Source organism: Agrobacterium bohemicum, assembly GCF_001562555.1.
Taxonomy (GTDB): domain Bacteria; phylum Pseudomonadota; class Alphaproteobacteria; order Rhizobiales; family Rhizobiaceae; genus Agrobacterium; species Agrobacterium bohemicum.
Genome location: NZ_KQ961028.1, coordinates 103,433 through 116,802, shown reverse-complemented (window position 1 = coordinate 116,802; position 13,370 = coordinate 103,433). Strand labels below are relative to the sequence as shown.

Annotated in this window: 11 protein-coding genes; 5 read left to right on the top strand and 6 right to left on the bottom strand. The window is 56.9% G+C overall.

All coding sequences use genetic code 11. From position 1 onward, the window contains the following. From ATO67_RS11310 to ATO67_RS11295, 4 genes are all read left to right on the top strand, one after another. Entirely contained in the window at window positions 1–1,161 is a 1,161-nt protein-coding gene (locus ATO67_RS11310; RefSeq protein WP_067648592.1) for a carbohydrate ABC transporter permease, read from the top strand. Window positions 1,162–1,167: 6 nt separating this feature from the next. Beyond that, window positions 1,168–2,844: a beta-galactosidase BglA gene (gene bglA / locus ATO67_RS11305; protein ID WP_067648589.1), complete on the top strand. Its 1,677-nt coding sequence runs from the start codon at window positions 1,168–1,170 to the stop codon at window positions 2,842–2,844. A gap of 21 nt (window positions 2,845–2,865) precedes the next feature. Further along, window positions 2,866–3,954, top strand: coding sequence for an ABC transporter ATP-binding protein (locus ATO67_RS11300; protein WP_067648586.1), 1,089 nt, complete (start codon window positions 2,866–2,868; stop codon window positions 3,952–3,954). A gap of 301 nt (window positions 3,955–4,255) precedes the next feature. Next, complete coding sequence (locus ATO67_RS11295; RefSeq protein ID WP_067649062.1) at window positions 4,256–4,612, top strand: hypothetical protein; 357 nt, start codon at window positions 4,256–4,258, stop codon at window positions 4,610–4,612. Window positions 4,613–4,621: 9 nt separating this feature from the next. Here the strand turns inward: ATO67_RS11295 and ATO67_RS11290 are convergent, their stop codons facing one another. The 6 genes from ATO67_RS11290 to ATO67_RS11265 form a co-directional block, all read right to left on the bottom strand. After that, on the bottom strand, window positions 4,622–4,987 hold the full coding sequence (locus tag ATO67_RS11290) for a nuclear transport factor 2 family protein (RefSeq protein WP_067649059.1): 366 nt from the start codon (window positions 4,985–4,987) through the stop codon (window positions 4,622–4,624). Between the two features lie 8 nt (window positions 4,988–4,995). Then, window positions 4,996–6,816: a phosphogluconate dehydratase gene (gene edd / locus ATO67_RS11285; protein WP_067648583.1), complete on the bottom strand. Its 1,821-nt coding sequence runs from the start codon at window positions 6,814–6,816 to the stop codon at window positions 4,996–4,998. Between the two features lie 110 nt (window positions 6,817–6,926). Then, on the bottom strand, window positions 6,927–7,625 hold the full coding sequence (gene pgl / locus ATO67_RS11280; protein WP_067648580.1) for a 6-phosphogluconolactonase: 699 nt from the start codon (window positions 7,623–7,625) through the stop codon (window positions 6,927–6,929). A gap of 12 nt (window positions 7,626–7,637) precedes the next feature. Then, on the bottom strand, window positions 7,638–9,113 hold the full coding sequence (gene zwf / locus ATO67_RS11275; RefSeq protein ID WP_067648577.1) for a glucose-6-phosphate dehydrogenase: 1,476 nt from the start codon (window positions 9,111–9,113) through the stop codon (window positions 7,638–7,640). A 148-nt stretch (window positions 9,114–9,261) separates the two neighbouring features. Then, window positions 9,262–10,548 (bottom strand): NAD(P)/FAD-dependent oxidoreductase, encoded by a 1,287-nt coding sequence (locus ATO67_RS11270; RefSeq protein ID WP_067648574.1) that lies wholly within the window; start codon window positions 10,546–10,548, stop codon window positions 9,262–9,264. Between the two features lie 10 nt (window positions 10,549–10,558). Further along, window positions 10,559–11,995 carry a glutamine synthetase family protein gene (locus tag ATO67_RS11265; protein WP_067648571.1) on the bottom strand — a complete coding sequence of 479 codons (1,437 nt, stop codon included), beginning with the start codon at window positions 11,993–11,995 and terminating at the stop codon, window positions 10,559–10,561. A 128-nt stretch (window positions 11,996–12,123) separates the two neighbouring features. On the opposite strand from ATO67_RS11265, the gene ATO67_RS11260 reads away from it, so the two are divergent. Then, entirely contained in the window at window positions 12,124–13,308 is a 1,185-nt protein-coding gene (locus ATO67_RS11260) for a BaiN/RdsA family NAD(P)/FAD-dependent oxidoreductase (RefSeq protein ID WP_067648568.1), read from the top strand. The last annotated feature ends 62 nt before the right edge of the window (window positions 13,309–13,370 follow it).

The following is a 13,370-nucleotide window of genomic DNA, read 5'->3' as shown; positions in this document are numbered from 1 at the left end:
ATGAGCATTGCAACCCGCATTCGCCGCGTCGGCCTGCCAAGGCTTATCGTTCACATCAGCGTGCTGTTCGTGGTTCTGCTCTGGCTTTTGCCAACGCTCGGCATTCTCGTCAGCTCGCTACGAGACAAGGACCAGCTCGTCGTTTCCGGCTGGTGGACGGCCTTTTCCAGCTCCAGCCAGACGCAGGCGCTTCGCCTTGCTGATCCTGCGACACAAAAACAGGAAGGTGACCGCTTCATCATCGCTGGCAACGTCTTTGAAAATGGTGCCGGCGGCAAGGTTTCCGCCTTCGGTGTCCGCGTGCAGGACCCTGAAGCCTTCCCGGCGGGAGAGGCCGCTGATCTGGGTGATGGTGAGAGCCTCGTCATCAACGAAGACGGCACCTATCAATACAGCAAGAACGCCAGTTTCGAAGGGTCCCGTGCCAAACGTGTCTATCTCGCCGTCGCCACCCCGCCAATCTTCACGCTCGATAACTACCGCACCGTTCTGGCGTCTGAAGGCATTGGCCAGTCCTTCGTCAACTCGCTGACGGTTGCCATTCCTGCCACTGTTATCCCGATCCTGATCGCTGCCTTCGCTGCTTACGCCCTGTCATGGATGAAGTTTACAGGCCGCTCCCTCATCATCGCCATGGTCGTCGGCCTTATCGTCGTGCCGTTGCAGATGTCGCTTATCCCCTTGCTGCAGCTTTATAACTGGATCGGCAATGTCTTCGGCGTGCCATCCAAGACCTATGCGGGCATCTGGTTGGCGCATACGGCTTTCGGCCTGCCGCTCGCCATCTACCTGCTGCGCAACTACATCGCCGGTCTGCCGAAAGAAATCATCGAAAGCGCACGTGTCGATGGCGCCAGCGATTTCGAAATCTTCGTCAAGATCGTCCTGCCCTTGTCTTTCCCTGCACTCGCTTCTTTTTCGATCTTCCAGTTCCTCTGGACATGGAACGATCTTCTGGTCGCGATGGTGTTTCTCGGTACGCAGAAGGACGAGTTGGTGCTGACCGGAGCGCTGAATGCGCTGCTTGGTTCGCGCGGCGGCAACTGGGAAATCCTCACCGCGTCGGCCTTCGTCACCATCGTCGTGCCGCTCTGCGTATTCTTCGCTCTCCAACGTTACCTTGTGCGCGGCCTGCTGACAGGCTCGGTCAAGGGAGGCTGATCCACAATGAATGCCCATACCACACAGGATACTGCAATGACGTCTTCTGCCCTCGTGCGCGATAAGGATTGGTGGCGTGGCGCCGTGATCTACCAGATCTACCCACGCTCCTATCAGGATTCGAACGGTGATGGCATCGGCGATCTCAAGGGCATCACCTCCCGCCTGGAGCACATTGCCAAACTTGGCGCAGACGCGATCTGGATTTCGCCCTTCTTCACGTCACCGATGAAGGATTTCGGCTACGACGTTTCCAACTATGTTGATGTCGATCCGATGTTCGGCACACTTGCCGATTTCGATGGCTTGATTGCCGAAGCGCATCGCCTCGGCATCCGCGTCATGATCGACCTCGTCCTGTCGCACACGTCCGACCAGCATCCATGGTTCGTGCAGAGCCGCTCGAGCCGCCAGAACCCCAAGGGTGATTGGTATGTGTGGAGCGACGGCAAGCCGGATGGCACGCCGCCCAACAATTGGCTGTCCATCTTCGGTGGTTCCGGCTGGCAGTGGGATCCGACGCGTATGCAATATTACATGCACAACTTCCTCACCTCACAGCCGGATCTCAACCTGCACAATGAAGACGTGCAGCAGGAGTTGCTGAACATCACCCGCTTCTGGCTGGAGCGCGGTGTCGATGGCTTCCGTCTGGATACCATCAACTTCTATTTCCACGACAAGGAACTGCGCAACAACCCGGCGCTCGCACCGGAGCGCCGCAATGCGTCCACCGCGCCTGCTGTGAACCCCTATAATTTTCAGGAACACATCTACGACAAGAACCGCCCTGAGAATATCGAGTTTCTGAAACGCTTCCGCGCAGTATTGGATGAATTCCCTGATATTGCCGCAGTCGGTGAAGTCGGCGACAGCCAGCGTGGTCTCGAAATTGTCGGTGAATATACCTCCGGCGATGACAAGATGCAGATGTGCTACGCTTTCGAGTTTCTGGCACCTGACGCCTTGACGCCGCAACGCGTGGCCGATGTGCAGGCGGATTTCGCCAAAGCGGCGCCCGAGGGTTGGGCCTGCTGGGCCTTCTCCAACCACGATGTCACCAGGCATGTCAGCCGCTGGGGCGATGTGGTGGAAGACAAGGACGCTTTTGCCAAGGTTCTCTCGGCCCTTCTGATGACGCAGCGCGGTTCTGTCTGCATCTATGAAGGCGAAGAGCTTGGCCTGACGGAAGCCGATATCGCTTTTGAAGATTTGCAGGACCCCTACGGCATCCAGTTCTGGCCGGAATTCAAGGGCCGTGACGGCTGCCGCACGCCGATGGTGTGGGATGCGGGCCATGCGCAGGCAGGCTTTTCCACATCTGACAAGACGTGGCTTCCCATTCCGACCGAGCACAAGCAGCGCGCCGTCAGCGCCCAGCAGGGCGATGAAACCTCCGTGCTGGAACATTACCGCCGCTTCCTCGCCTTTCGAAAGATCCATCCGGCCTTTGCCAAGGGCGGCATAAAGTTCCAGCCTGTAGAGGGCACCGTTTCCAGCTACACGCGCACGCTTGGCAATGAAACCGTGTTGTGCCTCTTCAACCTTTCAGCAGAGCCGTCCCACGCGACATTGCCGGACGGTGATTGGGAGGTTCTAGACGGCCACGGCTTTACGTCAGAGTTGAGTGGCAATGAGGTCAAGTTACCGGCTTGGGGCGCTTTTTTCGCCCGTTACGCCTGAAAATACAGGGAGGAACACCACATGACTGGCGTTATTCTGAAGGATATCCGCAAAGCCTACGGGCAGGTCAAAGTCCTGCACGGTATCGACTTGGATATAAAGCAAGGTGAGTTCATCGTGTTCGTCGGCCCCTCCGGCTGCGGCAAGTCCACGTTGCTGCGCATGATTGCCGGTCTCGAGGAGATCACCGGCGGTGAGATGTATATCGACGGCCAACTGGTCAACGAAATCCCGCCCTCACGGCGCGGCATCGCCATGGTGTTCCAGTCCTACGCGCTCTATCCGCATATGACGGTTTACGACAACATGGCTTTCGGCATGAAGATCGCCAAGGAAAACAAGCAGGAAATTGACCGTCGTGTGCGCGCCGCTGCCGATATTCTGCAACTGACGCAATATCTGGAACGCCTGCCGAAGGCACTCTCCGGCGGTCAGCGCCAGCGCGTTGCCATCGGCCGTGCCATTTGCCGAAACCCCAAGGTCTTCCTGTTCGATGAACCCTTGTCGAACCTCGATGCCGCGCTTCGTGTCGCCACCCGTATCGAGATCGCCAAGCTCGGTGAACAGATGGCCGATACGACCATGATCTACGTCACGCACGATCAGGTCGAGGCTATGACACTGGCCGACCGCATTGTCGTGCTGAACGGCGGTCGTGTCGAGCAGGTCGGTGCACCGCTGGACCTTTACGAGAACCCCGGCAATCTCTTCGTTGCCAAATTCATCGGCTCACCGGCCATGAATATCATTGCAGCCACGGTCAAGGCAACGGGCGCGCATACGGCCATCGAACTTGTTGGCGGCAAGACGCTGTCCGTCGATATAGCAACCCCGTCGGGAGAAGAGGGCAAGGCCGCATCCTTCGGCGTGCGTCCGGAAGACCTTGCTGTTGTCACCGGTGACGACTATCTTTTCGAGGGCAAGGTTTCCATCGTGGAGGCGTTGGGCGAAGTCACCCTGCTGTATCTTGAAGCGCCCGCAGGACAGGACCCGATTATCGTCAAAATCCCTGGAATCGCTCAGGCCAAAAAAGGTCAGATTTTGCGCTTCTCCGCACCGTCCCAAAAGCTGCATCTCTTTGACGCTGAAGGCCAGACTTACCGCCGCTAGAAGGGTCTTTGCAACGGTTTATTAAACATAAAAAGAAGCCGTTCAGCTGTGTCATAATTATTTCACATGCTCTAAAATGATTTTAGATCAATAGTTTGGCGTGAGTGCGGGTATGCTGGTGGTGAGTGGGCGTTGTTATCCACAGCCAGAATTGGCATGTGTTTCATATCGAAACGCAGAGATGAATTCTTAATGACTTCTGGCTAGTCTTTATCAATGAAAAATAACAAAGAGGATTGCGGCAGTGAACGCCCGGGCGGACATCGGTAAACCCACCTATCTCAGCAAGGAAGAATCTTTCATGTATGACCGCGAGGCGCGGTTCAAGATGGAAGATACGATGAATGCCGCACGCATCGAATATACCGAAAAAGCCGTCATGAACATGGCCTCGCGCCGGTGCGATGTCCTCAAAATTTCCCAGTCCGAAGCCGTACTGGCGCTTCTGACGCAATATAATCTGCCGAGACAATTTTATCTCGATATTCCAGACGCACGTATTACCAAGATTGGTTGCGTACTGATGAAGGTCAATCCGAACAACACCATTCAGGTCCGATTCCTGCATATCCTTAGCAAGAAGGACATGGATCGCATTTTCGTGTTCAGCACCCACCCGAAACACCGCGACCGCAAGCTCGATATCAGGGCCTGGTAGGCTGGAACGTCAGCTGTACAATCTGGCAGTGCCGATCTTGAACCACGCCTTGGCGATTTTGCCATCCACTATCTCATAGACGCAGATAACGTCCAGCTCTCCTGGTCCATCAGGGAAAGTGCGCGTTACCGTTTCGTGGTCAACCACAGTGTTGCCCAGCACGATGCGGTGCAGCAGCTTGCCGTGCAGATTTGGCTCCCTAAAGCGCTCTATATGTCTGTCACGTATTTCCTCAGCGCTCTTGGCGACGAGTTGATCTGGAAAGACGTAATATTGGCAATCGCTTGCCCACCACGGCATGAAGGCATCGATATCGCGAGCGTTATACGCCTCCAACTGCATCTGGACAGGGTAGGCTGCGTCCTGCGGATTCATGTCCAAACTCAATTCGAAAAGACGCTTGCGCCATGGTCAGCCGCTCCGACGCTGCGGCGGAAAGGCGCGAACAGCTCGCGGCCCATGCCCCATTCATTTTCGGATAGATCTGCCGTTGCGGGTGCGCGGGCCGCAAGCTCCGTGGCCGATACCAGCACCTGAATCGTGCCGGTGATCGCATCGAGCCTGATGATATCGCCGTCCTGAATGCGAGAAATCGGACCGCAATCGACTGCCTCCGGCGTCATATGGATGGCAGCAGGCACCTTGCCGGATGCGCCGGACATGCGGCCGTCTGTGACCAAAGCCACCTTGAAGCCACGGTCCTGCAACACGCCAAGCGGTGGTGTGAGTTGGTGTAGTTCAGGCATGCCATTGGCCTTAGGTCCCTGAAAACGAACCACAGCTACGAAGTCGCGGTTCAGCTTGCCTTCCTTGAAGGCAGTCTGGAGGCTTTGCTGATCGTGGAAAATGATCGCAGGCGCTTCGATGATGTGGCGCTCAGGCTTCACGGCAGAAATCTTGATGACGGCCTTGCCGAGATTGCCGGTCAGCATCTTCAGGCCGCCGGTGGGCTGGAACGGCGTTTCGACGCTGGCCAGAACCTTTGGATCATGGCTTACCTCCGGCGAGGATGTGCGGGCCACGGCACCGTTTTCATCCAGTGTCGGCTCAATCGTATAGGCCTCTAGCCCATGCCCGAACACGGTGCGCACATCATCATGCACGAAGCCCTGTTTCAGAAGTTGTTTGATGAGGAAGCCCATGCCACCAGCTGCGTGGAAGTGGTTTACGTCTGCCAGACCGTTCGGGTAGACCCGCGCCAGAAGCGGCACCACATCCGAAAGATCAGAAATATCCTGCCATGTCAGCACGATGCCGGCTGCCCGCGCCATGGCGATGAGGTGCAGCGTGTGGTTGGTGGAGCCGCCTGTGGCATGCAGACCGACGACGCCGTTGACCACGGAACGTTCATCGATCATCTCGCCCGCAGGCGTAAACTCGTTGCCCTGCGCAGTAATTGCCAGCGCCCGCTTCGTCGCTTCACGCGTCATCGCATCGCGAAGCGGCGTGTTGGGATTGATGAAGGACGACCCGGGCATATGGAAGCCCATGATTTCCATCAGCATCTGGTTGGAATTGGCAGTGCCGTAGAAGGTGCATGTGCCGGGGCCGTGGTAGGATTTGGATTCGGCTTCCAGCAACTCGGCGCGCCCGACCTTGCCTTCGGCGTAAAGCTGGCGAATGCGCGACTTCTCGTCATTCGGCAGGCCAGAGGTCATCGGTCCGGCTGGAATGAAGATGGATGGCAGATGGCCGAAGGAAAGAGCCGCAATCACCAGACCCGGCACGATCTTGTCGCAAACGCCGAGAAAGACAGCTGCATCGAACATATTGTGCGACAGGCCGATGCCTGCCGCCATGGCAATCGCATCACGCGAAAACAGCGACAGCTCCATGCCGGGCTGGCCCTGCGTCACGCCATCACACATGGCTGGAACGGCACCCGCAACCTGCGCAATGCCGCCCGCTTGCTTGGCCGCATCCCGGATCATGGCCGGGTAAACCTCAAAGGGCTGATGGGCTGAGAGCATGTCGTTATAGGCAGTTATGATGCCGAGATTGCCGACCCGATCGCCGGCAAGGATATCCTTGTCGGCGGGGGAACAGACCGCAAATCCGTGCGCCAGATTGGCGCAGGACAGGACGGAACGATGTACGCCCTTGGTGACCTGAAGCCGAAGCCTTTCGAGATAAATCTCGCGGTAAGGTTTCGAGCGCTCGACGATACGGGCCGTGATAGCCTGAATACGAGGGTCGGCAGCCATGGGCGTTATCCTGTCCTTCTGAAGACCATCGGCCGGGAGCTTGGGAACGTCGGCCGGTGATCATGTTGCTGTTTCAAGCGCTGGGCGCGGCTCCCGCAAAGCGGAGAAGCCTATGGCGCCCAGTAGATATGCACGGGTGATTCCGCACGGTTAAGAACGGCCCGGACGGGCATGTCCTCTTCGTCCAGATCGGACTTGGCCTTTTCAAGCGTTTCCTTCTTCACGGCACCTTCGATGTGCAGCACCAGAAAACGGGCATCGTGAAGCGCGGAGAGATTAAACGTCAGCCGTTCTTCGCCAGCCGTTTCGGCCGCCATCGGCAGCACTGCGCGTTCTTCATCCAGATCGAGTGCTTCTTCGAGATTGTCACCACCGGGGAAGAACGAGGCGGTATGACCGTCCGTGCCCATGCCGAGGATGACGACATCGAAGGGATCGCAGATCGCTTCCGTCTTAACGGTCGCCAGCGTCGCAGCGTCATCAGGCGTTGCGAAAAACTGATAGAGCGGCACGAAATAGGCATAAGTCGCTGCGTTCTGCAGCAGGTGGTCGACCACCAGCTTATGGTTGGAACGGTCGCTTTCCGGCGGTACGAAACGCTCGTCCACCAGCGTTACGCTGATGTTCTTCCAGTCCAGTTCATGTTTGGAAAGTGCCTGAAAGAAAAGCTTTGGCGTTGAGCCGCCAGAAACGGCGATACTTGCCGTCCCCCGCTCTGCAACACCCCGTTCAAGGCGTTCTGCAACATTTTTTGCAAGCGTTTCCGCCAGCTCGGCGCCATTTGCGAAGATATGCTCCTGTCCAATCATCTGCATATCCCCTTAATCGGCTTCGTGCCATGTGCGGCCATCGCGTTCGATCAAAGCAATAGAGCCGCTTGGTCCCCATGTGCCGGACGTGTAACCCTGAACGCCCTGGCTCACGGTTTCCCAGCTTTTAAGGATAGGATCGACCCATTTCCATGCCGCTTCGACTTCGTCGCGGCGCATGAACAGGGCCTGATTGGAGCGGATGGTATCCATCAACAGTCGTTCATACGCATCGGGGCTGCGCACATTAAAGGCTTGTGCAAAGCTCATATCAAGCGAAACCTGACGCAGGCGCATGCCGCCTGGACCCGGGTCCTTGATGAGAAGCGACTGTTTGACGCCTTCATCCGGTTGCAAGCGAATGACCAGCTTGTTGGCTTCGACCTTGCCCGCCGCATCATCGAAGATCGAATGCGGGATCTGCTTGAAGGTAACGACGATCTCGGACACGCGGGTCGCAAGACGCTTACCGGTGCGGATGTAGAAGGGCACACCAGACCAGCGCCAGTTGGCGATTTCCGCCTTGATGGCAACAAAGGTCTCGGTGTTGGAAACGCCACCTTCCAGCTCTTCCAGATAGCCCTTGACCGGGCCGCCAGCGGACGCACCGGCGCGGTACTGGCCGCGCACTGTCAGCTTTTCGACATTGGACTGGTCGATCAGCTTCAGCGAACGCAGAACCTTTACCTTCTCGTCACGCACGGCTTCCGCATCCATGGAGGAGGGGGGTTCCATAGCCACAAGGCATAGCAGCTGGAGAATGTGGTTCTGCACCATGTCACGCAGCGCACCGGCCTTGTCGTAATAACCGGCACGGCCTTCGAGACCGACGGATTCGGCAACGGTGATCTGCACATGGTCGATATGCGCGGAGTTCCACAGCGGTTCGTAAAGTGCATTGGCAAAGCGCAGCACCATCAGGTTCTGCACGGTTTCCTTGCCGAGATAGTGGTCGATACGGAAGATCTGCTCTTCCTTGAAGACGTTACCCAGCGTGTCGTTGAGCTCCAGCGCAGAGGCCAGATCACGGCCAATCGGCTTTTCCACGACGATGCGGGTGGATTTGGTAATCAGCTTGTGGTCGCGAATCTTGAAGGCAATATCGCCAAAGATGCCAGGCGCAACGGCGAGATAAAAGGCCCGAATGCGGTCCTTGCCTTCGTCCAGCAGCTTTTTCAGCTTATCCCAACCATCGTCGGATTTCGCATCGACAGGGATATAATAAAGGCGGGCGCAGAACTTCGCGACCTGCGCGTCGTCGTACTCACCCTTTTTCAGATGCTCTTTCAGAGCATCCTGCGCGAATTTGCGGTATTCTTCATGGGTCATGACCGAGCGCGACGCACCAATAATGCGGGTCGGTTCTGTCAGCTGGTTTTCGACCTGACGGTGGTAAAGTGCAGGCAAAAGCTTGCGCTCGGCCAGATCGCCAGTGCCGCCGAAGACGACGCAATCGAAGGGCTCTACTGGAATGATTTGACTGCTCATACCGATTCTCTCGATCTTTCCGTGTTGAAGGCATCCATAATCTAATCGATTTAAAAATGCCAGACATGTTGTAAAAAATTATGAATTTTGCTTATAAGGCATTGTTTTTTCTAACCTTAAGCATGGCTGCCTATGGTCGTCAGTCTCATTAGAACCTGTCTCGTAAAGCATACCATGAAAGTGCAAGGAAAAGCAGTGGCGCACGCAATGCCATGCCGCCAGGAAACGATGGTACGTCCAGAGACGAAAACTGCTCCAGTGCCTTGTCCCGGTTGACAACCATATCCGCATAAAGTTTGCCGCAATAGTTGGACAGCATCACACCATGACCGGAATAACCGCCAATGGACATGACGCCCGCCATCACTTCACGCACGAAGGGCTGGCGGTTGAGCGTAATGCCGACAGACCCACCCCAGGCATGGGTCATCTCGATGTTTTCCAAAGCGGGATAAATTTCCGCGATCTGCTTGCGGATGTGTTTGGAAATGTCACGCGGCGAATCCGCCGTATAGGCCTCACGCCCGCCAAACAGCAATCGGTTATCAGGCGTCTTGCGGAAATAGCGCACCACGAAACGGCTGTCGGCAACCGCTTCCTTCCCGGGAATGATGTTCGGAAAATCGTCCAGCGGCACGGTCGCGCCGATGAAGGAGCGGATCGGCATCACATGCGCCGCCGTTACCGGCTCCAGATTGCCGATATGGGCATTGGTGGCGATCAGCACGCGGTCAGCCGTGATGGTGCCGGAAGACGTTTCGATCAGCGTCTTGCCACCCGTTTGGCGGATGGATTTGGCGGGCGTCATCTCGAAGATTTGTGCGCCTGCCGCTTGTGCAGCTTTTGCCAGACCGACGATGAGCTTCAGCGGCTGGATGTGGCCGGTGCCGGTGTCGCGAACGCCGAAATGGTAATGATCTGAACCCAACCGTTCCGCTGTTTCAGCTTTTTCCATGAAGGAGACGTGGCTGTAACCGTAGCGGCTTGTCATGGCTTCGACGCTTTTGCGATAGTCTTTTTCGTAAGACGCCTTGTGCAGCACATTCAATTGGCCCGGCAGGAACTCCATGTCGATGTCATGTTCGCGGGCGAAATCCAGCACATAGTGCTTGGCACGTTCCGCGATATCGAACAGCGTCTTGGAGCGCTCCAAGCCTATGTCCTTTTCCAGATCATCCGGCCATGCGCGCTGGCCGGTTCCGAATTGTCCGCCATTGCGACCGGATGCGCCATCGCCGAAACGATAACCTTCGACAAGCGCGACCGAAACGCCAGCCTTTGCAAGATTATAGGCCGCCTGCAAACCGGTGAAGCCGCCGCCGATCACGGCTACGTCCACCGTGCGCGAACCATCCATTGCGGCATATTCGGGCCGCTCGCTCAGACTGTCCTGATACCAGGACATGCCGGGCGCAATCGGGCTTTGCCATGTCATGTGCAAACCCTCATACGTTCAACAGCAGGAATTCCCGCTCCCACGGGCTGATCACCTGCATGAAGGTCTCGAATTCGCCACGCTTTAATCCGGCGTAGAGGCCAACGAATTCATGCCCGAAAACACGCTCCAGCTGCGGCTCGCCTTCTAGCAGAGCCACTGCTTCCAAAAGCCCGCGTGGCAACTCGATTGAGCCTTCGTTTGCCGTCTCATAGGTCGGCTCAGTCGGTTCGATATTGTTGACGATTCCAAGCCAGCCGCAGGCCAGTGAGGCCGCAATCGCCAGATATGGGTTGGCGTCTGAACTCGGCAGACGGTTTTCCACACGCCGCGCCGAAGGGCCGGAGATCGGCACGCGAAACGCCGTCGTGCGATTATCGTAACCCCAGGCATTGTTGACCGGGCAAGCCATGTCAGGCGTCAGGCGGCGGTAGGAATTGACGTAAGGCGCCAGCATAACCAACGCATTCGGCACATAACGCTGCATGCCGCCGACGAAGGCGAAGAATTCCTTGGACGGGCTGCCATCCTTGTTGGAAAACACATTGTCGCCGGTCTCGATATCCACCACCGACTGGTGAATATGCATGGCCGAACCTGGCATGCCCTGCATGGGCTTGGCCATGAAGGTGGCATAGATGCCATGCTTCAACGCCGCTTCGCGGATCGTGCGCTTGAACAGGAACACCTGATCGGCAAGCTCGATGGGATCGCCGTGGCGCAGGTTGATTTCCAGCTGCGCCGGACCTTCTTCGTGTATGAGGGTATCGATCTCCAGACCCTGCTTTTCCGAGAAGTGGTAGATATCGTCGATCAGCTCGTCGAATTCATTGATACCGGCAATCGAATAGCTCTGCCCACCGACGATGGAGCGGCCCGAGCGGCCCTTTGGCGGATGCAACGGGTAATCCGGGTCGTCATTCATGGCGACGAGATAGAACTCGATTTCCGGGGCGACGACCGGTTTCCAGCCTTTTTCCTTGTAAAGGTCGAGCACGTTTCTGAGCACGTTGCGTGGCGTGTAGGGAACGAAATTGCCTTCCTGATCCACGACATCGCAGATGACCTGCGCGGTGGGATCGCTTTCCCACGGCACGACGCAGAGCGTGGAAAGATCGGGCACCAGCTTCAGGTCGCTATCGCGTGGCTCATAACGGAAGTTCGCAGTTTCGTCGGGGTATTCGCCAGAAATCGTATGACGGTAGAGCGCGGACGGCAGTGCCAGCGATGTATCGCCGGTGAATTTGGATGTCGGCATCATCTTGCCGCGAGGAACGCCCGCAAGATCCGGGGTGATGCATTCGATGTCTTCGATGCCGCGAGCCTTGAGCCACTGTGCGGCCTCACGCCATGTGGAGCAACCGCGTGTCGGAGAGACATCAACTTGTATTTTCTTCGCCATGTTTGCCGGTTTTTTCGGATGGAGCATGGTTTTCTTGGGAGGCATAAATCACCGGCTTTGTGTTTCGATTGACACTATCATAGCCAGACTTTGTCATTTGGCAAAAGGGGGGGCGCCATTGACAACGGACCTGACTTCTAAAAGAGGAAGTACACCGAAACTAGGGAAACTCCATGACGGAAAAATGTAACGTGCTGATTTTGGGGGCGGGGGCCGCTGGCATGATGTGTGCCATACGCGCCGGTCAGCGCGGCCGTTCCGTCATTATCCTCGATCACGCCAAGGCGCCGGGCGAAAAAATCCGCATTTCCGGCGGCGGGCGCTGTAATTTCACCAATGTGCATGCGGCCCCGAAAAACTATCTCTCCAACAATCCCCATTTCGCCAAGTCGGCGCTGGCCCGTTACACGCCACGCGATTTCATCGTCCTTGTCGAAAAGCACCGCATTGCGTTTCACGAAAAGACGCTCGGCCAATTGTTCTGCGATGACAGCGCCAAGGATATCATCCGCATGTTGCTGGCCGAAATGCAGGCCGTTGGTGCAAAACTCAAATTGCAAACGGACATTACGTTGGTGGAAGCCATTCCAACCGGCGGCTTCCGCGTATCGACTTCCGCGGACGTCATCGAGGCTGACAGTCTGGTTTTGGCCACCGGTGGAAAGTCCATTCCCAAAATGGGCGCGACCGGCTTTGCCTACCGCATTGCCGAGCAATTCGGCCTCGGCATTATCGAAACCCGCCCGGGCCTCGTGCCGCTGACGCTCGAACCGACGCAGTTGGAAAAGCTGTCCGCGCTGTCCGGCATCGCCGTTCCAGCTGAAATTTCCCACGGCAAGACATCGTTCAATGAAGCGCTGCTCTTCACCCACAGAGGATTGAGCGGCCCGTCGATCCTGCAAATCTCATCCTACTGGCGCGAGGGTGACGAGGTTCGCCTCAAGATGGAGCCCGATCTGGATATTCTTGGCCATCTGAAGGCGGCAAAAAAGACCAACGGCCGCCAGTCTCCCCAAACCGCGCTTGGCGAAATCCTGCCGAAGCGTCTGGCACAGCATGTGGTGGAGCGGGCAGGCGTTACCGGCAATCTCGGCGACATGTCGGATAAGACACTGTCTACGCTGACCGCCGCCGTTCAGGAATGGTCCATAAAGCCCTCCGGTTCCGAAGGATACCGCACAGCCGAAGTCACGCTCGGCGGCGTGGACACGACCGATCTCGACTCCAAATCCATGCAGGCGAAAACCATCCCCGGCCTTTATTTCATAGGCGAATGCGTGGATGTGACAGGCTGGCTCGGCGGCTATAATTTCCAATGGGCATGGGCATCCGGCCACGCTGCCGGGGAATCTGTTTGAACCCTCGACATCTTAATGCCTTATTAAGAGCCGCGGAGTCATGCTGATCGAATGCCAGCACA

Excerpts from the sequence above, each read along its gene's own strand:
- zwf (WP_067648577.1), bottom strand. The coding sequence starts at position 9,113 with ATGAGCAGTCAAATCATTCCAGTAGAGCCCTTCGATTGCGTCGTCTTC.
- ATO67_RS11300 (WP_067648586.1), top strand. The coding sequence starts at position 2,866 with ATGACTGGCGTTATTCTGAAGGATATCCGCAAAGCCTACGGGCAGGTC.
- edd (WP_067648583.1), bottom strand. The coding sequence starts at position 6,816 with ATGGCTGCCGACCCTCGTATTCAGGCTATCACGGCCCGTATCGTCGAG.
- ATO67_RS11310 (WP_067648592.1), top strand. The coding sequence starts at position 1 with ATGAGCATTGCAACCCGCATTCGCCGCGTCGGCCTGCCAAGGCTTATC.
- pgl (WP_067648580.1), bottom strand. The coding sequence starts at position 7,625 with ATGATTGGACAGGAGCATATCTTCGCAAATGGCGCCGAGCTGGCGGAA.
- ATO67_RS11295 (WP_067649062.1), top strand. The coding sequence starts at position 4,256 with ATGTATGACCGCGAGGCGCGGTTCAAGATGGAAGATACGATGAATGCC.
- ATO67_RS11260 (WP_067648568.1), top strand. The coding sequence starts at position 12,124 with ATGACGGAAAAATGTAACGTGCTGATTTTGGGGGCGGGGGCCGCTGGC.
- ATO67_RS11290 (WP_067649059.1), bottom strand. The coding sequence starts at position 4,987 with ATGAATCCGCAGGACGCAGCCTACCCTGTCCAGATGCAGTTGGAGGCG.
- ATO67_RS11270 (WP_067648574.1), bottom strand. The coding sequence starts at position 10,548 with ATGACATGGCAAAGCCCGATTGCGCCCGGCATGTCCTGGTATCAGGAC.
- bglA (WP_067648589.1), top strand. The coding sequence starts at position 1,168 with ATGAATGCCCATACCACACAGGATACTGCAATGACGTCTTCTGCCCTC.
- ATO67_RS11265 (WP_067648571.1), bottom strand. The coding sequence starts at position 11,995 with ATGCCTCCCAAGAAAACCATGCTCCATCCGAAAAAACCGGCAAACATG.